Raw genomic sequence first — 23624 nt, 5'->3', positions numbered from 1 at the left:
TGACCTCAGATCCAAAGTTTGGCGACGCGACGCTTGCCCAGTGCCAGTTCGACGATACCACGACTCATCATGGTTGCGGTAAACATGGACACCAGCACACCGATGGTAAGCACCAAGGCGAAACCTTTGATGGCGCCGGTGCCGAACTGAAATAGCGTCAGGGCAGCGATAAGCACGGTAATGTTGGAATCGACGATGGTCGCGAATGCCCTCTTGAAACCGGTATCGATACTGGCGCGCGGGCTCATACCCCGGCGCAGCTCCTCGCGAATCCGTTCAAACACCAAGACGTTGGCGTCCACCGCCAGACCAATTTTCAGCACGATACCCGCAATACCCGGCAGGGTCAGCGTGCCACCGATTATCGAGAGCACGGCAAGGATCGCAAGGATGTTGACCAGAATCGCTAGATCGGCAATCAAACCGAAGAGACGATAATACAAGGTCATGAAGCCAACGACGAAGATCATGCCAAAGATCACCGCCATGATGCCGTCGTGAATGGAATCCTGGCCCAGGGTCGGACCCACGGTACGTTCTTCCGAGATATGCACCGGCGCCGGCAAGGCGCCTGCCCGCAGTTCGATGGCCACATTGCTGGCATCCTTCAGACCGGAGAATCCATTGATTTGCGCCCGACCACCGGTAATCGCCTCCTGGATGACGGGCGCCGTCACCACCTTGTTGTCGAGCAGGATGGCCATGCGCTTACCGACATTCTTGCTGGTGAGATTGCCAAAAATGGTCGATCCCACACTATTGAAGCTGATGTTGACGATCGCCTGGCCGGTATTGTTGTCGATACCGGCGGTTGCACCATTGAGGTAGCGCCCCGTCAGCACCGTTTCCTTTTCCAGCAGGTAGGGCTGTCCATCAGTACCGTAATACAGCGCATCGCCTGCGGGCACCTGCCCCTTCAAAGCCGCAGCCAGATCATTCTCATTGGCGACCATCTTGAACTCGAGTTGCGCCGTAGAACCAATGATGGCCTTGGCTCGCTGGGTGTCCTGCACCCCGGGCAACTGCACGGCGATATGCTCCTTGCCCTGCCGTTGAATCTGCGGCTCAGCCACGCCCAATTCGTCGATTCGATTGCGAATGACGACAATGGCCTGCTGTAAGGCATCATCGCTCTGCTTCTGCACCGTTGTCTCAGGCATGCTGACCTGAATCTGCCCCTGCCCCTTGTCCGTGGCGACCAGATCGGGATATTGCTGGCTGATGGCCTGCACGGCCTTGCCGACCAGATCGTCCTGGGCCATCTCGATCCCGAGCTGATCCGGGCCGGTGATCTCCACCTTGAGATACTGCAGATCCTTATGGCGCAACAGATTGCGGATGCCGTTCTGATACTCTTCCAGGTGATGATGAATGAGTGCTTGGGTATCGACCCGCAGTAAGAGGTAGACACCACCACGCAGGTCGAGCCCCAGATTCACTGGACGACCACCCAATTCAGCCATCCATGCCGGCTGTGCCGATTTTTGCGAGAGGACCACCTGCGCATTGCTCGGCAAACGGGTCTGCAGCAGGGTTTCTGCCAATCCTTGGGCGTCGTCGTTTGGAAAATAGAAGGTCGTCCCGTGGCTATCCGTTTCCTGCCGGGTCACCGGAATCTTTGCCTGACTGAGCCAATCGCGCATTGTCGCCACCGGAGGCAACTGGGTGCCGATCGGGGCACGCACCTCAATGGCCGCATGCCAGCCATAAAAGTTAGGCACGGCATAGAAAATAGCGGGGAGCACCACCGCTAGAATAATCAGATACTTCCACCACGGATAACGGGTCATGCCAACGCCTTTAGAGTTTTTTCAGGGTCCCCTTGGGCAGGACCATGCTGACGGCGCTGCGCTGAATTTTTACGACGGTGTTTTCGGCAATTTCCACATGCAGATATTCTTCCCCAGCCTGCATCACCCGCCCTGCCAATCCACCAGAGGTTACCAGCTCGTCTCCCTTGCTGATGGCTGCCACCATGTCGCGCTGCGCCTTGGCCTTTTTGCTCTGTGGACGAATCAGGAGGAAATAAAAGATGGCAAAGATGAAGATGAGCGGCAGAAACTGAAAAATCATGCTGTCAGTGCCCCCCCCAGCGCCAGTGGTGGCGGCGTGGGCAGTGGCGATGGGCGAAAAATCCATGAACCCCTCCGGTCCGAATCCAAGGGCGCCATTGTAGCCGCTACGCGCCACGCAGGAAAGGAACCGGGGAAGCGCAACCTCAGCCGTTGGATCGACGGGCTCGGCGCATCTGCTTGCCGAGCTTCCCTCGTCGCACCCGCTCGGGCTACACCTTTTTGATCAACTTGATAATGAACAACAAAACTACGGCGCCGATCACCGCCACAATAATGGAACCTATGATTCCGGCGCCAAACAGCGCAGCAAGACCGACCGCAGTCAAAAGAAAACCACCAATGAAGGCACCGACCACGCCAACGACGATGTCACCGATGATGCCAAATCCACGACCACGAATGAGAAGTCCAGCAAGCCAACCGGCAATTCCGCCAATCAGTAAAAACACGATGAGGTTCAATATCATGGAAAATTTCCTTTTTGTGGCCGGCAAAAACATCTCTCAGCAAATTGTTGAGGAGACAACACGAGTGTGCACAGAGCCACTGCCGATGTCAACGCGCTTTGCTAAATCAATCAGAATATTAGAGAAGGTTCTCAGGCCGGAATCACGCCTCTTCTAGCGTAGAAGTTCTGGCGGAACGATGCCATTTCGCCGGCCGCAATCGCATTTCGCATATCCGACATAAGTTCTTGATAATAATGTAGATTATGCCAGGTATTGAGGCGTGCACCGAGGATTTCCCGATTTTGCTGCAGGTGACGCAAATAGGCCCGACTATAATTGCGGCAGGTATAACACTGACATTCCGGATCTGGCGGCAAAGGATCCCGGGCATATTCGGCATTGCGCAGCTTGAGCGTGCCCCAGCGGGTAAAGAGCCAGCCATTGCGGGCATTGCGGGTGGGCATCACACAATCGAACATGTCGACGCCGCGCCAAACTCCCTCAACGAGATCTTCCGGCGTCCCCACCCCCATCAGATAACGTGGCTTTTGCCGCGGCATCTGTGGCAGGAGATGATCGAGGACGTGGAACATTTCCATCTTGCTCTCCCCCACCGAAAGACCGCCGATGGCCAGTCCAGGAAAGTCGAGCTTTTCCAGCGCCGCCAGGGAGCGCAGACGCAGATCGGGAAACATCCCCCCCTGGACGATGCCGAAAAGCTGCCCTGGCCCGGCATAGCTGGCACGGGAACGCGCCGCCCAGCGCATGGAGAGTTCCATGCTGGCGCGCGCCGTGGGATGATCCGCCGGATGCGGAGTACATTCGTCGAAGGCCATGGCAATATCCGAGCCCAGACCCGCTTGAATCTCCATCGATTCTTCCGGACCCAGGAAGACCTTGCGTCCATCATTGGGGGCGCGAAAGCTCACGCCGGCTTCCCGCAACTTGCGCAATGCCCCCAGACTGAACACCTGAAAGCCCCCGGAGTCCGTCAGGATGGGGCCATTCCAGTGCATCATGCGATGCAGTCCACCCAAGGTTTCGATGATCTCCAGCCCCGGGCGCAGGAATAGATGAAAGGTGTTCCCGAGAATGATTTCGGCACCCAGTTCGCGCAACTCCTCTGGCGTCATTCCTTTGACCGTGCCATAAGTACCCACTGGCATGAAGGCAGGGGTCTCGACGGTTCCGCGCGCAAAGTGCAGACGCCCGCGACGGGCGGCGGCATGCTCGGCAAGCAGCGTAAAGAAACTCACGGTAGACTACCTGGCAGGATCAGCATCGCGTCGCCATAGCTGAAAAAGCGATAGCGCTGCGCCACCGCGTGGCGGTAGGCAGCGAGGATCAGTTCCCGGCCTGCCAAGGCGGAAACCAGCATCATCAGCGTGGATTCCGGCAGATGAAAGTTGGTGAACAGCGCGTCGATGACATGGAATTTCTTGCCGGGATAGAGAAACAGCCGCGTCTCATCGGCAAATGGGCGCAAGCTGCCATCCATGGCAGCGCTCTCCAGCGCGCGGCAGGCAGTGGTCCCCACCGCGATCACCCGTCCGCCACGCGCCTTGGTCTCCTGCACTGCCTGCACGGTTTCGCTCGTCACCCGGCTGATTTCGGCGTGCATCTGATGCTTTTCGATGTCGTCTTCGCGTACTGGCAAAAAAGTGCCGGCTCCCACATGCAGGGTGACGAAGCAATGCGTTATGCCACGCTCGGCAAATGCTGTCAGCAATGCGGCATCAAAGTGCAGACCGGCGGTAGGGGCAGCCACCGCGCCAGGCTCGCGACCAAAAATCGTCTGGTAGCGTTCGCGGTCGGCGGCATCCGCGGGCCGGCGAATGTAGGGTGGCAGGGGGACCTCGCCATGCGCTTCCAGCAGCGCCAGCCAGTCGCCGACATCACGCTGCAGCCAGATCTGCATCCCCTGCCTTTCCCGCACCGTGGCCATGGAGCCATCGGCGAGCAGCAGTTGCATTCCCGAGCACAGCGCTTTCGATGCACGCGCCAGGAACAGCGCCTCCCGATCGTCGATGAGGCGTTCCAGCAGCAGCTCCACCGCGCCGCCCGTGACCTTGCGGGCATGCAGGCGAGCTGGCAACACGCGGGTATCATTGAATACCAGCAGATCGCCCGGGCGCAGGATCCCTGGCAGTTCGCGTACCTGCTGATCCTGCCAGGTCTGGCTCTTGGGATCGAGCAGCAGCATACGCGAGGCGGCGCGCTCGGCTAGCGGCTCCTGGGCGATCAGCTCTTCCGGGAGCTCATAATGAAAATCAGACGTTCGCAGGGTCACTCAGGCAAACCATTCCTCAGAATCCGCGGCAGGATGCGGGAAAATCTGCAACGAGGCAATACGAGGCCCTTCACGCCGCAGGACCAGGGCATCGAAGTCGCGAAATTCGACCCGCTCGCCCTCTTCTGGCAAACGGTCCAGACGCTGCATCAGGAGTCCGCCGATGCTGTCGGCATCGCCTGCCTCATCGATGTCATGGTCGAGAAGCTGTTCCAGGGAATAAATCGAGAGACTGCCAGTACCAATCCATGACCCGTCCGCTTGCGGCTGCCAATCCTGATGGCGATGACGAAATTCATCCGGAATCCTCCCCAACAAGGCCTCCAGCACATGGTCCAGGGTGACGAAGCCGGTGATCGTACCCAATTCGTCGGTGACCAAGGCAAAATGCGGCTGTCCAGAACGAAAGTGCGCCAGCAGTTCCATGGCTGGTAAATCCCGGGAAACCGCTGGCAATGGCCGGGCTACCCGCCGGAGATCGAGTCTGTCTCGCTCCCGCAGAAGGAGGGGCAGGAGATCCTTGACATGGACCAGACCACGCACGTGCTGGCGATCCCCGGCGCAAAGCGGGAAACGCGTATACCGGTAGCGCAACAGGGTGCGCTGGGTCTCTTCTGCAGGGGCACCATCCATGAGGCAGACCATATCTGCCGCCGGTCGTGCCAGATCCCCCGCGGTCAATTCATGAAAGTCCAGTGCACGCTCGAGAATATCCCCGGTGCGGTTACCCAGAACGCCCTGCGCTTGGCTGATGGCAAGGATCATGGCGATTTCATCTCGGCTATGTGGGGCATCGCCATGCTCCCTCGCCAGAGATAGGCCACAAGCGCGCAGCACCAGCCGGGTAGCACCATTGAGCAGGGCAATCGCCGGATATAGCGTCCAATAAAAGACATAGAGCGGTAGAGCCGTCCACAAGGAAATCTTTTCTGCCCGGCGGATCGCGAGAGATTTAGGCGCCAGCTCGCCGAGGATGATGGTAGCAAAGGCAACCAGAACAAAGGCCAGGGTGAAAGAGCTGGACTCCACGAGCGCTGCCGACCGTATGCCCAGGGCTTGAAAAAAGGGATACAGGAGCCGGGCGACTGCGGGTTCGGCAATCCAGCCCAGGGCCAGGGAAGCGAGAGTGATACCGAGTTGCGTGGTGGAAAGGTAGATATCCAGATGGCGGTGAATACGCATCAGCACTTTGCCGCGCCAGGCATGCTCACGCGCGAGGGTGTGGACTTGCGTGCCGCGCAGGCGAACCAGCGCGAACTCCGCCGCCACAAAAAAACCGTTGATCAGGATCAGGACAAGCGCTACCAGCAGCGCCAGGGACTCAGGCACGAAGAACGGCCTCTTCCTGCCCGAGTCCGCGACTTCGGTCAACTTTCATGATGGACGAGCAACTTCTCCAGCTCACTGAAACTCTGCACCGCACCACCGGTCTCGATCTGCACACCCAGCTGGCGCGCGATTTGACTCAGAGAGAAAACGCCACGGACCTGCGGCTGCCCGGCTTTCTCTTCCACCAGGGCATGCTGCCGCCCCATTTGCTTCATGGTGAGCACCAGGTCGCCGACCGAAGAGCGACTGACCTCATCGAAGTCGAGCACCTCGATCTGTCCCCGGCGGATCATGATGTCACCCACTTTTACCTGATCCCGCTGGATCTGTTCCTGCGCGGCGATGCGCACGGGCTTTTCCCCCATGAGGTCACGGGCAGTGATCATACCGACCAGTTCGCCCATGGCATCGAGAACGAAGAGCAGACGAACACCACTGTGCACCATGCGCTGCAGGGCGGCATCGACGGTAGATTCCGGATGCACGCTGACCGCTGGTACGCGCCGCAGGTCGGTCATGACTTTCAGCGCACTGTCCTCCAGAGAGACATGGACGGGGAGGCCATTGTCGAAATAGGTCAGCTGCGTATCGAGCTGCAATTGACGAATCTGTAGGGGGCGAAATTTGGTCATGTTATTTTTCTCCTGTAGCGAGCTCCCGACGAGCTGTTCCTGATTTGAGCATAGCGGAAAAAATCAACGCGGCAAGTCGGCCAAGGCGCGCCGCAGATCTTCCCGCAGATCATCCACATGTTCCAGGCCGACACTCAAGCGCAGCAAGCCATCCTCGATGCCCGTCACCTGGCGTTCTTCTGCACTCACCCGGCTGTGGGTGGTACTGGCAGGATGGGTTACCGTGCTTTTGGCATCTCCCAGATTGGCCGTGCGCGAAAAGATCCGCAGACGATCCATCAAGGCCCAGACTGCCGGCTGTCCACCGCGCAGCACAAAAGAAAGGATGCCTCCCGGCAGACGTTGCTGCTTGTGCACCAGGTCGGCCTGCGGGTGCTCCGGTAGTCCCGGGTAATACACCTTTTCCACTTCCGGCAGACGCTGCAACCAGACCGCCAGATCCTTGGCATTGGCACAGTGGCGCTCCATGCGCAGCGACAAGGTTTCCAGCCCCTTGAGTTGCACCCAGGCATTGAAAGGACTGAGGCTGGGGCCGGCAGTGCGCAGAAAATTCCGCGGTCCATCCATCAGTTCGCGCCGACCACACACGGCACCGCCCAGGGTTCTCCCCTGTCCGTCGATGTACTTGGTATTGGAATGCAAAACCAGATCTGCCCCCAGCGCATGGGCTGCTGCAGGACCGGGGTACAGAAACAGTTATCGACCACCAGCAGGGCACCATGGGCGTGCGCCAGTCGCGCCAATGCCTCTAGATCACCGACCTCGGTCAGGGGATTCGAGGGGGTTTCCAGAAACAACATTCGCGTATTGGGGCGGATAGCCGCTTCCCAGGCGGCGAGATCGGTGAGCGGCACAAAGGTCGTCTCGACGGCAAAGCGCGCCAGGATCTTTTGCAGCAGCTGCACCGTGGTACCGAAAAGCGAACGCGAGGCAACGATGTGGTCTCCGGCCTGCAGCGAACCCATGAATGCCGTGAGACAAGCGGCCATCCCGGAAGCGGTGGCAATGCAGTCGTCCGCCCCTTCCAGGGCTGCCAGGCGCTCCTCGAGGACGCGGGTAGTGGGGTTGGTGAAGCGAGCGTAGATGTTACCCGCCTCACGACCGGCGAAACGTTCGGCGGCCTCCTCAGCAGAGGCAAAAACAAAGCTGGAGGTTGGGAATATCGCCTCGGAGTGTTCCCCCTCCGCGGTGCGGTGCGTGCCCGCGCGAATCGCCAAGGTTTCTGGGTGCAGACCTGCCAGCCAGTCTTCGTCCTTCATCGTAGATCCTTCAGTAGATGCAATTGGTGGCCTTTGCCCGGATGGGGCACGGGAATAGGGTAATCACCGCTGAAACAGGCATCACAAAAACCCAACTCGCGACTACCCACGGCTTCGTAGAGGGCATCCACCGTTAGATACCCCAGACTATCAGCACCAATCATTTTGCAAATTTCCTCCACGCTGTGCTGTGCCGCAATGAGCTGCGCCCGGTCCGGCGTATCGATGCCATAGTAACAGGGGCCGGTGGTTGGCGGAGAACTCGACAGGAAATGGATTTCCCTGGCGCCGGCTGCGCGTATTAGATGGACAATCTTGGCACTGGTGGTACCGCGCACGATGGAATCATCCACCAGAATCACGCGTTTGCCCTTGAGAATTTCTGGCTGCGCATTGAGCTTGACGCGAACGCCGAAATCACGTCCGCGCTGTGCCGGTTGAATGAAGGTGCGGCCAACATAATGGTTGCGGATCAAGCCGAGTTCGAAGGAGAGGCCCGAGGCCTCGGCGTACCCCATGGCCGCCGCGACACCAGAGTCTGGCACCGGCACCACGATATCCGCATCGCGGGGATGCAGACGCGCGAGGACGCGCCCGATACGCTTGCGCGCCGAGTAGACATGGATGCCGTCGAGCACGCTGTCGGGACGGGCAAAGTACAGGTACTCGAAAATACACATGCGGCGCGCCGTCTCCGGCAAAGCCTGGCGACTTTCGATACCAGAAGCGGAGATGATGACCATCTCCCCCGGGGCCACATCCCGCACGAATTCCGCGCCCATGAGATCGAGGGCACAGGTCTCCGACGCTAAGACGAAACCGCCGGAGTCGATGAGGCGACCCAGCACCAGAGGACGAAAGCCCATCGGATCGCGCACCCCGATCAGGCGGGTTTCGGTCAGACAGACCAAGGAGTAGGCGCCGGATACCTGCTGCAGAGCGGCACTCAGGCGTTCTCCGGCGTCCTTGCCGGGCACCCGAGCCAGGAGATGAACGATCACCTCCGTATCCATGTCGGTATGGAAGATCGCGCCATCCTGCTCGAGACGATTACGCAGCTCCAGGGCATTCACCAGATTGCCATTGTGGCCAACCGCAAAAGAACCGTAACGATAATTGATGAATAGCGGCTGCGTATTCTGCAGTACCGAACCGCCCGCCGTGGAGTAACGGACATGGCCGATGGCCTGCGTACCGGGTAACTTACCAAGCTCTTTGCTACCGAAAACATCGGCCACTCGCCCCATCCCGCGGTGGCTGCGCAGTTTTCCTTCCTCCGCGGCGACAATACCCGCAGACTCCTGACCACGATGTTGCAGGGCATACAGACCCAAATAGGCAAGATTGGCCGCTTCCGGATGACCAAACACCCCGATGACGCCACACTCATCATGGAAGTGATCATCATCGAGTACTGACAACTGGGGCAACGCTTTTTTCACGTGTGTGCAACTCCCAAAAAGATACCGCCGGTGCCGTCACCGAATGCGCTAGATCTTCGACCTGCGCTTGCCCAAGCCAGGACTGACGCCACCAGGCCGCATTCTCCAAGTGAAAACTCTGGGCCAAAAGTACCACAAGCGCAACGATGGCGGCAGCACGCAGCAGGCCAAACACTCCGCCGACCACGCGATCGGGGATACTGAAGCCAACGCTATACAGCATTCCCCGAACTACGAAGGAGAGCACAGTAGCCGCTGCAAGAACCAGAAAGAACAGGACAAAATCCGCGACCGGATACACCCACTCGGCGGGTAGACGCCCCACCAGCAGCGGGGCCACCAGAGTTTGGCCCCAGCGCCAGGCAACGTACACGCCGCCCACCCAACCCACTACGGCGAAGAATTCGCGTATCATCCCACGGGCCACGCCCCACAGAGCGCTGAGCAGAAAGACCGCAACGACTGCCACGTCGAGCCAGGTCATGAGGCGTTGTCGAACCATTCCGACGGCAGCGCCGCCAGAACATGGAAAGAGCCGAAACAGAGCAGAACGTCCGCGCCACTGAGCTCCTCGGCCCAGCGCTGCAAGAGTTCGGGAAGGTCGATTAACGATATTTCGCAACGGACATCCGCACCCGGTAATTGCGCGCGCAACTGCGCAGGGGAAGCTGCGCGGGGCAGATCCGGCATCGCCAGCAACGCCCAGGCGTCGACCTTGGCGCGTAGAGACGCAACGCTGGCGGAAAGATCCTTGTCCGCCATCATGCCCCAACAGGCCATGATCCGCCCGGATTGCCCCGCCAAGGTCTCGGCCAGCGCGCGGACCGCCTGGGGATTGTGGGCGACATCCACCAAAAGCCGCGGCCTGCTCTCGCCCCACGGCCGGAGCCACTGGCTGCGACCCACGAGCTTAGGAGCAAAGCGCCACCGCTCTGCTGGCGGCCAGGCCTGCGGCAATCTTGCGCGCAATTGGTAAACAGCCGCCAAGGCGAGTGCCAGATTGTTCCGCTGCACTACGCTGTCTGAGATCGGCGGCGGTGCCGCAATCCGGAGCCCATTCCCCCGCCAGTGGCCTTCGGAATCCAGATCAAAGTCCCGTCCGAGCAAATACAGCGGTGCGCCGAGCTGATCCGCGGCAGTCAAAACACTTGTGCAGGGGGATTCCCGATCACCGTAAATCACGGGACGTTCGCGACGCAGAATACCGGCTTTTTCCCGGCCGATGCTCTCACGATCCGGGCCGAGCAGCGCCTGATGATCGAGATCGATCGAAGTGATGATGGCGATATCCGCATCTATCGCATTCACGGCATCGAGACGCCCGCCAAGGCCCACTTCGAGGATGGCCAGATCCGGCGCCTCTTCCATACAGAGCGATAACGCCGCAAGGGTACTCAATTCGAAGTAGGTGAGCGGTATTTCCTCTGCTAGAGAGGCAAGTGCCGCGAATTTTTCTTGCCAACGCTGATCGGGCAAGGGTGCGCCGGACACCCGGAGACGTTCGACAAAGCGCCAGATGTGCGGACTGGAATACGCGACGCAGCGGTAGCCAGACTGCCGATATAGGGCTTCCAGATAGGCCAACACCGAGCCTTTGCCATTGGTGCCTGCAATCGTGATCACGGGAAATGGCAGATTTTCGGGGATGCCGAGGTGTTCCATGGCGGCGCGCATTCTGTCCAGGCCGAGTTCGATCCGCTGTGCGGGGCCTACCAGACGCACCAGCAGCGATTCGGCATCCTCTGCATCGGTCATGCCGTGCATCCCCGCATCAAGCGGAGTGCTCTGCCTGCATCAGCATACCGATCTGACGGGCAATGCTGGAGCGCAGTTGGCGTCGGTCAACGATTTGATCGATGGCCCCATGCTCGAGCAGATATTCGGCGCGCTGGAAACCCTCGGGCAATTTTTCGCGAATGGTTTGTTCGATCACCCGCGGCCCGGCAAAACCGATCAAGGCGTTGGGCTCGGCAATCAGGATATCGCCCAGCGTCGCCAGACTCGCCGAAACACCACCCATGGTGGGATCAGTAAGTACCGAGATAAAAGGAATCCGCGCTTTCCCCAAGCGCTCGATGACGGCGGCAGTTTTGGCCATCTGCATTAGGGATAGCAGTCCCTCCTGCATCCGTGCGCCGCCACTGGCGCTAAAGCAGATGAGCGGACAGCGCTCCACCAGAGCAGTCTCGGCCGCCTTGACGAAGCGTGCCCCGACCACTGAGCCCATACTGCCGCCCATGAATTCAAAGGCAAAGGCGGCGGCAACTACCGGTTGCCCTTCCAGCAAGCCCCGCATGACCACCAAGGCATCCTTCTCGCCCGACTTCTGCTGTGCTTCCTGCAACCGCTCCTTGTACCGCTTTTGATCCTTGAAGCGGAGTGGATCGACCGGAAGCAAGTCTGCACCGATCTCGAGGCGCGGCTCGGGATCAAGGAAATATTGCAGACGTTGTCGTGCCGTGAGTCGATGGTGCTGCCCACAATGGGGGCATACATGCTGGTTTTCTTCGAGCTCGCTACGATAGAGAACGGCCTGGCAAGTAGAACATTTGGACCACAGTCCCTCTGGTACGGAGCGCTTGCTTTCAGCTGCTTCCTGCTCTGGCACTTTTTTATTGATTTTGGGCGGCAAAACGCGGCTGAACCAGTTCATTCGCCAGGCTCCTCATTCAGGGCTGCGCGGATGGGCGCCAGAAACTCGCTGGCTAGGCGCAGCGCGTCCTGGTCATCCTTGGCCTGCTGCAGGAGCTGCACCAGCGCCGAGCCGATCACGACCGCATCCGTATTGCCAGCGAGGCGCTTGGCCGTCGCCGCATCACGGATGCCAAAACCAATAGCCATGGGCATCGCCAGTTCGCTTCGCAGTTCCGTTACCCGAGTGACCACCTCGTCCCAATCCTGCTGTTGCGCACCAGTGATACCGCGCAGGGAAACATAATAGACAAAGCCGCTACCCAGACGTTTGACCGCAGCAACCCGCTGCGGGCCACTGGTGGGAGCCAGCAGAAAAACCGGGTCGATACCCGCCTGGCGCAGTAGCGAGCTATCCGTCTCTGCCTCTTCGGGGGTCAGGTCTACCACAATCACGGCATCGACCCCGGCATCCGCCGCCTCTTCAGCAAAGCGCCGCATGCCGAGGATCTCAATGGGATTGAGGTAGCCCATGAGGATGATGGGGGTCTTGGCATCTCCCCGCCGGAACTCGCGTACCCACGCCAGCACTTGCCGCAAACTCACGCCACGTGCCAGAGCCCGCTCGCTCGAACCCTGAATGATCGGACCATCTGCCATCGGGTCGGAAAAGGGCACGCCCAGTTCGATGGCATCCGCACCCGCCTGCACCAGGCCGTGCAACAGCGCAACAACGCCGGTGCTGCTGGGGTCGCCAGCGGTCAGGAAGGGAATCAGGGCGGTATGATGAGATTCCTGCAAGCGTGAAAACATGGCTGCCAAGCGGCTCATAGGTGAATGCCCTCCAGGGCCGCAACGGTGTGAATGTCCTTGTCGCCACGCCCGGAAAGATTGACCACGATGCTCTGCTCAGGACGCATACTGGCTGCGAGCCCGAGGGCATAGGCGAGCGCATGCGAGGTTTCCAGCGCGGGGATGATGCCTTCGACGCGGCTCAGACGGTGAAAGGCGGCCAACGCTTCAGCGTCGGTGACCGCGACATATTCCGCGCGCCCCGTATCCTTGAGGTAAGCATGTTCTGGTCCCACTCCGGGATAATCCAGCCCTGCAGAAATGGAATGGGTCGCTTCGATTTGCCCGTTCTCGTCGGTCATCAAATAGGTCCGGTTGCCGTGCAAAACGCCAGGACGACCCGCCGAGAGCGGCGCGGCGTGTTTGCCCGTCGCCAGACCCAGCCCCGCCGCCTCCACGCCAATCAGACGCACGGTCTGGTCGTCGATGAAGGGGTAAAACAGACCCATGGCATTGCTGCCGCCACCCACACAGGCAACGCAGGCATCCGGCAGGCGGCCGGTGAGTTCCAGACACTGGGCCCGCGCTTCGTCGCCGATGACCCGATGGAAATTGCGCACCATCTGCGGATATGGGTGCGGGCCCGCCACGGTGCCGATGACATAGAAGGTGTCCTCGACATTGCTTACCCAGTCGCGCAGGGCTTCATTCAGGGCATCCTTGAGGGTGCGGGAGCCGCTACGCACGGCTTCGACCTGGGCGCCGAGCAGGCGCATACGATAGACATTGCTCGATTGGCGCTGAATGTCTTCCTCTCCCATGTATACCACGCAATCCATGCCATAACGGGTGGCCACCGTCGCCGTGGCGACGCCGTGCTGCCCGGCCCCGGTCTCGGCGATCAGGCGCCGTTTGCCCATGCGCCGTGCGAGCAGCGCCTGCCCCACGGCGTTGTTGATTTTGTGCGCACCGGTATGGTTGAGATCCTCGCGCTTGAGATAGATCTGCGCGCCGCCAATCTCGCTGGAAAGACGCTGCGCATGGTAGAGCGGGTTGGGCCGACCGACGAACTGCCGCAATTCGCTGTGCAGCTCGGCCTGGAACTCGGGATCCCCCTGCGCAGCTATATAGGCTTGCTGCAGTTCGTCGAGGGCGGGGATCAAGGTCTCGGCGACGAAACGTCCGCCATAGTCGCCAAAATGTCCCCGCTCATCGGGTTGCTGATATGCCGCCATCCTCTATGCCTCTCTTGCCGCATGGGCCTGCGCAATGAATCTTTCCATTTTGCCACGATCCTTGCGTCCTGGCGAAACCTCGACTCCGCTGCTGACATCCACGGCGTAGGGACGGGCGACATCGATCGCCGTTGCAACATTTTCCGGATGCAATCCACCGGCCAGAATCAGGGGAATGCCCAGATCCTGCGGCAGCCGCCACCAGGCAAAGCTCTGTCCTGAACCACCGAAGACCTGTGCGTCGCGCTTGTCCAGAAGCAGACCCTGTGCCGTGCCAAAACGATCACGCCAAGGACGCAGATCACACTCCCCGCTCACGCGCAGGACCTTGAGGTAGGGCCGCTGAAAACCGGCGCAAAATTCCGGCTCTTCGTCGCCATGAAACTGCAGCATGTCGAGGGCACAGGCCGCCAGGACTTCCTCTACCCAGGCTCGTTGCGGATTAACGAAAAGACCCACACGGGTAACAAAAGGCGGCACAGCAGCGAGGATCTGCTGTGCATCTGTGATCGCTACGTTGCGGGGGCTCGGGGGATAAAAAACCATCCCAATGGCATCTGCACCCGCCACCGCGGCGAGTTGCGCGTCGGCTGGCGTAGTAATACCGCAGATCTTGACGCGCACTGGATTTCTGTAAAGTGCTTGCATACCCTACCTATGCTCCGAAAAGGACATCGCTACAGACCGGCAACGCGTATTCGTCAGGGTATGCCGCACGGAGGAAATACAAGCCATCCGCCGGGGCGGTCGTTCCCGCCAAACGACGATCGCGACTCGCCAGAACCTCGGCTACCCAGTCGGCTGGACGTTCTCCCCGTCCGACGAAAAGCAACGTACCCATCAGATTGCGTACCATATGGTGCAGGAAGGCATTTGCCTCGACGGTCGCGATCAGCAAGTCGCCACGACGTTCGATCGTTAGGCGGCGCAAGCTGCGCACGGGATTTTTCGCCTGGCAGCCGGCGGCGCGAAAGGCAGAAAAGTCATGAGTACCCAGCAAGCGATTGGCAGCTCCCTGCATCGCTAGATGATCAAGCAGTTGCGGCACCCAAGTCGCTCGATTGGCAGCCAAAGCAGGCCGCTCGCGACGATTGAGAATCAGATAACGATAGCTTCGGCCCGTAGCGGAGAAGCGCGCGTGAAAGTCCTGCGGTACGGCCCGTGCCCAGAGAACACTGACATCGCGTGGCAAAAACCGATTGCTACCCCGCACCCAAGCAATCTCTGGGCGGACAACCGGACTATCGAAGTGCACCACCTGGCAGACGGCGTGCACCCCCGCATCGGTACGGCCGGCCACACTGACCCGGATCGGCTGCCCGGCAACACTGGCCAAGGCCCGCTCCAGCTCTTCCTGAACGGTGCGCGGACCAGCCTGCAACTGCCAGCCGGAGAACCCAGCGCCATCATACTCTATACCTAGGGCCCAACGCTGCCCTGAAAATTCCATTCCCGTCGCGGTTCACCCGTTGGCGAGTAGTTTCATGGCCTCGTCTTGCTGGTCCGGATTACCGTCACGTTGCACTTCCATGAGCAATTCACGCGCTGCCTCGCTGTCCCCCATTTCGACATAGGCCTTCGCCAGATCCAGCTTGGTGCCAACGGCATCCCAATCTGCGGCATTGGCGATCTGCTCCTGCCGTGGCCTCATCTCTTCCCCGGCGGCTACCAGTGGGGTTTCCTCTACCGAGGCAGGCGCCCTTTCGTCCGTGGCCGTTTCCGTATCGTCGGCGAGACGTAAGGCAGGTCGGGTGTCCTGATCCAGCGCACGGAACTGTTCATTCATTTCGTCCAGCATCTTTTGATGCGCATCGGTCCAGGCTGGCTCTTCTTCCAACTCCCGCGTTTCCGCCTGATTTCCCCAGGAAGCGAAATCGAAATCCAATTTTTCGCTGTCAGTATCTGCGGCACGCGACGGTTCCAGGCTTGACTCAGGCTCTCGCAACTCGGGCGTCGAAGCCACAGGAGCAGGATGCTCTGCCGTCTCACTCTTTTCTTCTCGGAAGAGAGCGTTGTCGGGAAACAGCGCATGGCCTTTCGCGGCAATCTCCTGCCAATCGGGATTGTTCGGCCCGAAGCGGCTGCGCATACGCTCAGCAAGATCGAGGAAGTCACCGCGACGATCAGCATCGGCATACAGCGTAAGCAGGCGCACATAGAGTTCGCGGCGACGGGGATTACTTTCCAGCGCCTCCTGCAAAACATTGATGGCCTGTTCCGTTTTCCCATAGGTTTGATACAGATCAGCCTGCTCGAGGGGATCGACCTCAAAACCATCGCGATCATCCCCCATTTCCAGTGCTCCTGCGGCCACCGGTGAAGCCGATGCAGATTCCTCTGGCGCAGCAGCATGCGTCTCAGCATACGCCACGCCTGCGGCGGGCAAGACTTCTGGCGCTGGCGTCGCTACCGGAGTCGATGCCGGACCTTCCCAGGGAGTGATAACAGGCGCAAAAGCCGTGGCCTCTGCCGCTGGGGAAGCCACCGGTGATGGCGCTGGTATGGGAGTGGGCGCCGCGGTTGCTGGTGGCGTGCTGCGTGCCGCGCTCCCCAGAGCGGTGAGCTTGGACGAAATTTCTCGTTGTCGATTGGCGGCCTGTTCCTGCCGTCGATACATCCAGACAAACAGTAGCAGCAGGAGGAGGTTGCCGCCTAGGGATACCCACAGCAACGGCGGGAAGCTCGACGCCTGGTTGCGGGACATCTTGCTGATTTCCATGGTCTGCGCTGCCAGTTGCTGCTGCGCAATTGCAAGACGCGTTTCGACTCCCTTGAGCGATTTTTGCAAACTCTCGAATTCCGCCTGGCCCGGATTCGCGACTGCCGGCGCCGCAGAGCCAGCGACCGCCGGAGTAAGTTCAGCACTCTTTGCCGCAGAGAGCGCCGGAGCACTGGTCAGACTCAGGGCTGTCGCGACCTTGCCGGGGCTACCGACAGGCGTTGCCGATACGCTGGGTGCCGCTACTGCAGTGGTTGATGCCGTCGGCTGTGCCTTGGCCGTGACCGGCGCCACCTGTTCCTTCCGATGCAGAAGCGTTGCGGCCTGCAGCGGGCTCAGGGCGCGCACCTCGTGGATGCTCGGTACCTTCAGCATCACGCCAGCGAGGAGCCGGGAGGGATCACCCTGCACAAAGGCCCCGGGATTCGCCCTGAACAGGGCGGCCATGGCCTGTTGTTGCGAGACTTGGGCACTGCCGTTCAATTGCTGTGCGATCTGGTAGAGAGAGGACCCCTGGGGGACCGGACCATAGTGCCTGGCCTTGGACCAACCCGTACTGCTGCTGGGACTAGGCGCGGCTGCCGCCGGAGTTCTGCTGGCCAACGGCGCAGGCATAGGCAACGCGGTCTGTTGTGGCACATTGTAGGTCCCAGGATAGGCCTGATATTCCCGAACCATCTGTCCACCCGCCCAGTTGAGCTGCACCAGAAAGGGAGTCGCCCCGGGACCAAGCGGTGTCGGACTGCTGATAAGAATGGCCGGCGAATCCCCGGCTCGCACCGAGAACTGCCAACTCTGCGTTGCCTGCGCAAATGGCAAATGGATCATGGCGTAAGCGGCGGAGCCCGCAAGTTGCGCGCTCAGATCCGACAGCTGGTTCGGATGAGCACCATGAATGGGAATTTCCGCGCGGAATGGCTCGCCCGGCCCGGACAGCACCACCAGGTTTCCCAGGCCAATCGCCTGCGCAACCCCCGGTAACACAAGACCCAAGGAAAGCAGAGTCTGCATCCAATCTTTCTTGTTCATCCTTCTCCCCTTCGTGGCGATTACCAAGGTCGCGCCAGAATCATCTACACCGCCAGACAGTTTGCCCGCGATTATAAATAGTCGCGAATCAAGATCTCTGCAATCTGCACGCTGTTCAACGCCGCTCCTTTACGGATGTTGTCGGCCACCACCCAAAAATTGAGCCCACGCTCATGGCTGCAATCCTCACGAATCCGCCCCACCCAGGTGGCATCCTTGCCAGCCGCATCCAATGCCGTGGGCCACCCACCCGCCTCCCGCTCATCCCATATCTGCACGCCAGGGGCGTTGCGCAACAACGCACGCAGTTCTTCAGCACTCAGCTTTTTTCGAGTGACCACGTTGACCGCTTCGGAATGCCCATAGAAAACCGGCACGCGCACACAGGTAGCACTCAAAGGCAAATCGGGAATTTCGAGAATCTTGCGACTCTCCCAAAGCATTTTCATTTCTTCTTTGGTGTAGCCATTCTCTTGAAAGACATCGATCTGTGGCAGACAGTTGAAGGCGATCCGCTTGGGGAATACCGCCGGCGCAACCTCTTCCTGCTTGAAAATACCCAAGGTTTGCCGTCCCAACTCCTGTATGGCGCGGCTACCGGCGCCACTCACTGCCTGGTAGGTGGAGACCACCACCCGCTCCAGGCCGACGCTATCCGCGATGGGCTTAAGCGCCAGCAGCATCTGGATGGTCGAACAATTGGGATTGGCAATGATGTTGCGTTCCCGGTAATCGGCAATGCGCTGCGGATTGACCTCGGGCACCACCAGCGGGATATCTTCCTCGTAGCGATAGCGGGAGGTATTGTCGATGACCACAGCACCGGCGGCAGCCGCCTTGGGGGCATAGATTTCACTTGCCGCAGCACCCGCCGAAAACAGACCGATATCTACTCCCGCCCAATCGAAGGTCGCTGCATCGCGCACGCGCACGGCCTTGCCGGCAAAATCCAGGGTATCCCCGGCGGAGCGCTCGCTGGCCAAAAGAAACAGCTCACTGATCGGAAAATTGCGCTCGGCGAGAATCTCGCGCATGACTTCTCCTACCGCACCAGTGGCACCGAGAATGGCTACCCTATAGGCATTTTTCTTCATGCGGCAGCTCCTGCCCGCAATGCCGCCACCACTGCCTCGCCCATAGCACGCGTGCCGATCACCGGTTCGCCGGGGCTGGCGATATCCGCAGTGCGGTAGCCCTGATCGAGAACTTTGTTGACCGCAACCTCGATCCGCTGTGCCCACCCCTCCTGCTGCAAGGAATGACGCAGCATCATCGCCACCGAGAGGATCGTTGCCAGAGGATTGGCCTTATCCTGCCCGGCGATGTCGGGCGCCGAGCCATGGATGGGTTCGTACATGCCGCGCCCCTCCCCCAAAGACGCCGACGCCAGCATACCGATGGAGCCGGTGAGCTGACTCGCCTCATCCGAAAGGATGTCACCAAACATGTTGCCGGTCAGCAGCACGTCAAACTGCGCGGGATAGCGAATGAGCTGCATCGCGGCATTATCGACGTACATGTGCTCGAGGGCCACGTCCGGGTAGTCGTTGGCAACTTCCGTGACCACCTCTCGCCACAAGCGTGTGGTCTCGAGGACATTGGCCTTGTCGACGGAACAAACCTTGCGCCGACGCCCTTCTGCTGCGCGAAAAGCTATGTGGGCGATGCGGCGGATTTCGCCTTCGTCATAGACCATGGTGTTGAAGCCACGCCGTTGTCCATTGACCATTTCGATACCCCGCGGCTGACCGAAGTAGATGTCACCCGTCAACTCACGCACCACGAGGATATCCACGTCCTGCACCAACTCCGGGCGCAGAGGCGAAGCCGCGAGGAGCTGCGGGAAGATTTGCGCGGGACGCAGATTGGCGTAGAGATCGAGTCCCTTGCGCAGACGCAGCAAGCCCTGTTCCGGGCGTTGTGCCGGTGGACGGGCATCCCATTGCGGGCCACCCACGGCCCCGAGCAGCACCGCATCCGCGGTTTTGGCAAGTTGCAAGGAGACCTCGGGAAGCGGATCGTCATGAAGATCCAAGGCCGCGCCCCCGACCAGCCCTTCTTCAATTTGCATCGGTATGGCGGCCAGCTCGGCAACGGTCTCCAAGACGGCGCGCGCTGCGGCACTGATCTCAGGGCCGATGCCATCGCCTGGGAAAAAGGCAATTTTCTTCATTTTTCTAGATCCTTACGGTAGAGAATACGAATGATGAAGGGATTTTCCGTGCCTGGATCCGGGTTTTCCGGAACATGGGTAAAAGGATACACGCCAGCGCCCAGGCCATGGGCATCCGTGGTCACGATTGTCTGCGCCGCAGGCGAAGCGCTCTCTGCTTTGGCCAGGGTAAAGCGCAGACCGACGGCGTCCGGACGCTGACGCGCCGCATCGAGATACATACGACGGGTGATTTCACTAAACAATACCTGAAAAAACACCGTCAGGGTGTTCTCCTCGATGGCCGGCTGCGGATGCGCCGCGAGAAAATTGCGTGCGCTCTGCCGTGGCAACAGGCGTAGGAATTCTGCCTGAGTCGCAAAGCGCAGCATGGCCTGGTGCAATTCCGGATGGTCCGGCAACTGCCCAAAGCCTCGGAGATGGAGATAGAAAAGGGGCTCCGGCAGAGGCAATTCGTCCACCCGCTCCTGCGGCGGCACGCCGGCATCCACCACCGCCCCGCGCGGCGACATGCTCTGCCCCTTCCCTGTAAGCCAATCCCAAATTGCCACTGCGTGCCAATCGCTCCACGGAAAATTGCGCAAGCATAGCACAATGGCGGAGAATCGCGGTATGGCAATAGCGAACGACCACAGGACGCTTCCCCTCACCGGACTACTGTTGGCCGGCGGCGCGGGACGCCGCATGCAGCAACAGGACAAAGGCTGGGTCGAGTACCAGGGTCGCCCCTTGCTGCACCACTCCCTGCGTCCGTTGGAGCGGCATGCGCGGGAGATCCTGATCAGCGCCAATCGCAATCAGGAACGCTATAGCGCGCTGGGCTATCCGGTACTGGCGGATGCGGAAAGCGGTTTTCCCGGACCCTTGCATGGTCTGCTGGCGGGATTGGCGGTTGCGCAGCAGGATTGGCTTGCCTTCGTGCCCGTCGACGCGCCCGCATTGCCGGATGACCTGCTCTGGCAGCTTTGGGTGCGGCGCAAGGGTGTGCCCCTGGTGCTGGCCGAGGACGAACACGCCCCCATTCCCGTCATCGGGCTGATGCACCGCCGCCTCACTCGTTTGTTACAATACTACCTCGATAGCGGCGAGCGTCGCGCTGGCGCATTCTTTGCCAAGATCCCCCAGCATCGCTTGCCCCTCGCCCCTGCGGCAACCCTGAATTGTAATCGTCCCGAAGATCTCCAGGGAACGATTGCTTGAAGACGTTGGCAATTATAGGATATAGCGGTTCAGGGAAGACCACCCTGCTCTGCGCTATCGTCCCTCTGCTTCGCGAGGCCGGCTTGCGCGTGGCGGCAATCAAGGCAACACATCACGATGTCCGTTGGGATGAGCCGGGGAAGGATAGTTGGCGCCTGCAGCAGGCGGGGGCAGAGCCCACCCTCCTGGTAGGGCCAGAACGCTGGTATCTCAGCCGTCCGGCAGCTCCCGAGGACTGGCAAGCCATGCTGGCGACCCTGCAGCCGGTGCCGGATCTGGTGTTGAGCGAGGGCAATCGGGACTGGCCGATTCCCCGCCTGCTGGTGCACCGCGCCGCACTGGGCCGCGATTTGCGCTGGCGTGCGGGCGAGGAAGTACTGGCCGTGGCCAGTGATACTCCCTTGAAGATTGGCGTACCCTGCCTGGATTTGAATGACCCGCCGGCGATCGCCCGGTTTTTGTTGCATTGGTATGGAGAATAGGCATATGGCTGTCTGTTGTGAGGACAACGAGCACGATCCCAAAGCAAAAAGTGTCGAAGAAGCGTTGGCAATCATTTTGGACGCCTCCGTCCCCCTGCGGGATAGCGAGTGGCTGTCCTTGGACGCGGCCCTCGACCGGGTGCTTGCGCAGGATCAGATCGCCCGCAGCCCCATTCCGGCCTGGCCCAATTCCGCCATGGACGGCTATGCACTGCGTTCCACGGATGGAGACACGCCACGGCGGGTCGTCGGCACTTCCTTTGCCGGTCACCCCTTTGCCGGGAAGGTCATGGCAGGAGAAGCCATCCGCATCATGACGGGCGCCATCTTGCCGGAAGACTGCGACACCGTGGTTGCGCAAGAACAGACGCAGCGGGACGGCGACACCATCCACTTCACCAGTCCGCTTCGTCCGGGTGCCAATATTCGGGGAGTTGGGGAAGATCTGGCACCAGGGGAAGTCGCCCTGCCCGCCGGTACTCAGCTTCGTCCCAGTCAGATCGGCGTGTTGGCGAGTCTCGGCGTTGCCGAGGTCGAGGTTCTGCGGCGGCTACGGGTTGCTTTTTTTTCGACCGGCGACGAGTTACGGGCAGTCGGCGGTACACTGCAGGCAGGAGAAATCTACGATAGCAACCGCCACAGCTTGCTCGCCCTGCTCCGCCGCCTGGGTGCAGAGGCCATCGATCTCGGTCGCTTGCCGGACGATCCGGAGCGCATCGGCAATACCTTGCGCCATGCCGGCAACAATGTCGATATTCTGATCACCAGTGGTGGGGTATCGGTCGGCGATGCCGATTACATTGCCGAACTCCTGCAGAATCTGGGCAGCGTGCAATTCTGGAAGATGAACATGAAGCCTGGCCGGCCCCTGGCCTTTGGCCGCATCGGGCAGGCGGATTTTTTCGGCCTGCCCGGCAACCCCGTGTCGACCATTGTCACCTTCTACCAGTTCGTCGCACCGGCTTTGCGCAAACGCATGGGCTGTCGTGCGCCCTGGACGGCGCCGCGACTGCGATTGCCTTGCGCCACTCCCATCAAAAAGAAGCCGGGGCGTACCGATTTTCAGCGGGGCCGACTGCTAGCGGGCCCGGATGGACTGCAGGTGGCGCCGGTCAAGGCACAGTCCTCGCACATTCTCACCGGTATGGCGCAGGCAGAGTGTTTTCTGATCATACCGGCAGAGAGCGGTGATCTACCTGCCGGTACGCTGGTCGATGTGCAACTGCTGGAAGGAATGGTCTGATTCAATCCAGTCCATGTCGCGGCGAGTACGGCGTCGAATGCGACCAGTGGTGCAGGAAGTTTTGCGCATACAGGGCATTGAGGGCTGGATTCCCGCGCAGCACCAGGAGATTCTCGGCATTGGCCTGTTCCGCCGCCTTGGTAAAGTTGAAACTGCCGGTGATCACCGTAGCATCATCGATGACCATGACCTTGTTATGGGCGATGGCATGCTGGTCATCAATGCGGATATCGACCCCCTGGTTGGCGAAGAAATCGGCCTCGGAATACTTCTGGGTGCGTTGACTCTTATCCAATAGCACCCGGACCTCCACCCCGCGCTTCTGCGCCGCCAACGCCGCCTTGGCGATGGGCGCACTGGTAAAGCTGTAGGCTTGGATCCAGAGTCGCCGCTGCGCCTCATTCATGGCGCGGATGACTACCTCCGTCGTCCCGAGAGGCGGAGAAAAAGACACTTCGATCGTACCTTGGGCAGAAATCGTTGTCGCTGATGGCGGAAGGGTTGCGCTGGCTTCCTGCAGTTGTTCGCCAGCGGAATGCAGCATCGCTTGCAAGTCCGCCGGAGCCAGTACCGCACACGTGCCGGAGGCCATCGCCAACAAGATCACGGAAAACGCGACCCTGCGCAGAGTTTTCATGGTTTCG

Annotated in this window: 23 protein-coding genes and 1 pseudogene; 3 read left to right on the top strand and 21 right to left on the bottom strand. The window is 60.3% G+C overall.

What is annotated here, in order from left to right; all coding sequences use genetic code 11:
• Positions 1-5 precede the first annotated feature (5 nt).
• From secD to ORD17_RS10360, 20 genes and pseudogenes are all read right to left on the bottom strand, one after another.
• A complete protein-coding gene (secD, locus tag ORD17_RS10455) occupies positions 6-1790 on the bottom strand; it encodes a protein translocase subunit SecD (RefSeq protein ID WP_308388447.1) in 1785 nt (594 codons plus the stop codon).
• A 10-nt stretch (positions 1791-1800) separates the two neighbouring features.
• On the bottom strand, positions 1801-2139 hold the full coding sequence (yajC, locus tag ORD17_RS10450) for a preprotein translocase subunit YajC (protein WP_308388446.1): 339 nt from the start codon (positions 2137-2139) through the stop codon (positions 1801-1803).
• 145 nt (positions 2140-2284) lie between these two features.
• A complete protein-coding gene (locus tag ORD17_RS10445; RefSeq protein ID WP_308388445.1) occupies positions 2285-2542 on the bottom strand; it encodes a GlsB/YeaQ/YmgE family stress response membrane protein in 258 nt (85 codons plus the stop codon).
• Positions 2543-2673: 131 nt separating this feature from the next.
• The gene (gene tgt, locus ORD17_RS10440) at positions 2674-3780 is read right to left on the bottom strand and encodes a tRNA guanosine(34) transglycosylase Tgt (RefSeq protein WP_308388444.1); all 1107 of its coding nucleotides are present in this window, start codon (positions 3778-3780) and stop codon (positions 2674-2676) included.
• Positions 3777-4808: a tRNA preQ1(34) S-adenosylmethionine ribosyltransferase-isomerase QueA gene (gene queA / locus ORD17_RS10435; RefSeq protein ID WP_308390092.1), complete on the bottom strand. Its 1032-nt coding sequence runs from the start codon at positions 4806-4808 to the stop codon at positions 3777-3779. Before queA ends, tgt begins: the two co-directional genes overlap by 4 nt.
• Before the next feature lie 6 nt (positions 4809-4814).
• A complete protein-coding gene (locus ORD17_RS10430) occupies positions 4815-6143 on the bottom strand; it encodes a hemolysin family protein (RefSeq protein WP_308388443.1) in 1329 nt (442 codons plus the stop codon).
• A gap of 38 nt (positions 6144-6181) precedes the next feature.
• On the bottom strand, positions 6182-6775 hold the full coding sequence (locus ORD17_RS10425) for a CBS domain-containing protein (RefSeq protein WP_308388442.1): 594 nt from the start codon (positions 6773-6775) through the stop codon (positions 6182-6184).
• A gap of 63 nt (positions 6776-6838) precedes the next feature.
• Positions 6839-8034 (bottom strand): annotated as a pseudogene (locus ORD17_RS10420) (O-succinylhomoserine sulfhydrylase).
• On the bottom strand, positions 8031-9476 hold the full coding sequence (gene purF / locus ORD17_RS10415; protein WP_308388441.1) for an amidophosphoribosyltransferase: 1446 nt from the start codon (positions 9474-9476) through the stop codon (positions 8031-8033). Before purF ends, ORD17_RS10420 begins: the two are co-directional and overlap by 4 nt.
• Positions 9439-9978 (bottom strand): CvpA family protein, encoded by a 540-nt coding sequence (locus tag ORD17_RS10410; RefSeq protein ID WP_308388440.1) that lies wholly within the window; start codon positions 9976-9978, stop codon positions 9439-9441. Before ORD17_RS10410 ends, purF begins: the two co-directional genes overlap by 38 nt.
• Complete coding sequence (locus ORD17_RS10405; protein WP_308388439.1) at positions 9957-11231, bottom strand: folylpolyglutamate synthase/dihydrofolate synthase family protein; 1275 nt, start codon at positions 11229-11231, stop codon at positions 9957-9959. The genes ORD17_RS10410 and ORD17_RS10405 overlap by 22 nt, the downstream gene beginning before the upstream one ends.
• Positions 11232-11247: 16 nt before the next feature.
• Positions 11248-12129 (bottom strand): acetyl-CoA carboxylase, carboxyltransferase subunit beta, encoded by an 882-nt coding sequence (gene accD / locus ORD17_RS10400; RefSeq protein WP_308388438.1) that lies wholly within the window; start codon positions 12127-12129, stop codon positions 11248-11250.
• Complete coding sequence (gene trpA, locus ORD17_RS10395) at positions 12126-12938, bottom strand: tryptophan synthase subunit alpha (protein ID WP_308388437.1); 813 nt, start codon at positions 12936-12938, stop codon at positions 12126-12128. Before trpA ends, accD begins: the two co-directional genes overlap by 4 nt.
• The gene (gene trpB / locus ORD17_RS10390) at positions 12935-14134 is read right to left on the bottom strand and encodes a tryptophan synthase subunit beta (RefSeq protein WP_308388436.1); all 1200 of its coding nucleotides are present in this window, start codon (positions 14132-14134) and stop codon (positions 12935-12937) included. The genes trpA and trpB overlap by 4 nt, the downstream gene beginning before the upstream one ends.
• Before the next feature lie 3 nt (positions 14135-14137).
• Complete coding sequence (locus ORD17_RS10385; protein WP_308388435.1) at positions 14138-14782, bottom strand: phosphoribosylanthranilate isomerase; 645 nt, start codon at positions 14780-14782, stop codon at positions 14138-14140.
• Between the two features lie 7 nt (positions 14783-14789).
• Positions 14790-15584: a tRNA pseudouridine(38-40) synthase TruA gene (gene truA, locus ORD17_RS10380; RefSeq protein ID WP_308388434.1), complete on the bottom strand. Its 795-nt coding sequence runs from the start codon at positions 15582-15584 to the stop codon at positions 14790-14792.
• Positions 15585-15596: 12 nt separating this feature from the next.
• Positions 15597-17882: a FimV/HubP family polar landmark protein gene (locus ORD17_RS10375; protein WP_308388433.1), complete on the bottom strand. Its 2286-nt coding sequence runs from the start codon at positions 17880-17882 to the stop codon at positions 15597-15599.
• 71 nt (positions 17883-17953) lie between these two features.
• Complete coding sequence (locus ORD17_RS10370; RefSeq protein WP_308388432.1) at positions 17954-18976, bottom strand: aspartate-semialdehyde dehydrogenase; 1023 nt, start codon at positions 18974-18976, stop codon at positions 17954-17956.
• On the bottom strand, positions 18973-20055 hold the full coding sequence (leuB, locus tag ORD17_RS10365) for a 3-isopropylmalate dehydrogenase (protein ID WP_308388431.1): 1083 nt from the start codon (positions 20053-20055) through the stop codon (positions 18973-18975). The genes ORD17_RS10370 and leuB overlap by 4 nt, the downstream gene beginning before the upstream one ends.
• Positions 20052-20567: a hypothetical protein gene (locus tag ORD17_RS10360; protein ID WP_308388430.1), complete on the bottom strand. Its 516-nt coding sequence runs from the start codon at positions 20565-20567 to the stop codon at positions 20052-20054. Before ORD17_RS10360 ends, leuB begins: the two co-directional genes overlap by 4 nt.
• 82 nt (positions 20568-20649) lie before the next feature.
• On the opposite strand from ORD17_RS10360, the gene mobA reads away from it, so the two are divergent.
• The 3 genes from mobA to glp are packed head-to-tail and all read left to right on the top strand — an operon-like array spanning position 20650 to position 22980.
• On the top strand, positions 20650-21255 hold the full coding sequence (gene mobA, locus ORD17_RS10355) for a molybdenum cofactor guanylyltransferase MobA (RefSeq protein WP_308388429.1): 606 nt from the start codon (positions 20650-20652) through the stop codon (positions 21253-21255).
• The gene (gene mobB / locus ORD17_RS10350) at positions 21252-21737 is read left to right on the top strand and encodes a molybdopterin-guanine dinucleotide biosynthesis protein B (RefSeq protein WP_308388428.1); all 486 of its coding nucleotides are present in this window, start codon (positions 21252-21254) and stop codon (positions 21735-21737) included. The genes mobA and mobB overlap by 4 nt, the downstream gene beginning before the upstream one ends.
• A 4-nt stretch (positions 21738-21741) precedes the next feature.
• Positions 21742-22980, top strand: a complete 1239-nt coding sequence (glp, locus tag ORD17_RS10345; protein ID WP_308388427.1) for a gephyrin-like molybdotransferase Glp — start codon at positions 21742-21744, stop codon at positions 22978-22980.
• Position 22981: 1 nt separating this feature from the next.
• Here glp and ORD17_RS10340 read toward each other — a convergent pair whose 3' ends face one another.
• Entirely contained in the window at positions 22982-23617 is a 636-nt protein-coding gene (locus ORD17_RS10340; RefSeq protein WP_308388426.1) for a phospholipase D family protein, read from the bottom strand.
• Positions 23618-23624 lie beyond the last annotated feature (7 nt).

The organism is Acidithiobacillus sp. AMEEHan (genome assembly GCF_030996345.1).
Taxonomy (GTDB): domain Bacteria; phylum Pseudomonadota; class Gammaproteobacteria; order Acidithiobacillales; family Acidithiobacillaceae; genus Igneacidithiobacillus.
The sequence above is the reverse complement of the archived record's forward strand: the minus strand, read 5'-3'. Positions and strand labels throughout refer to the sequence as shown.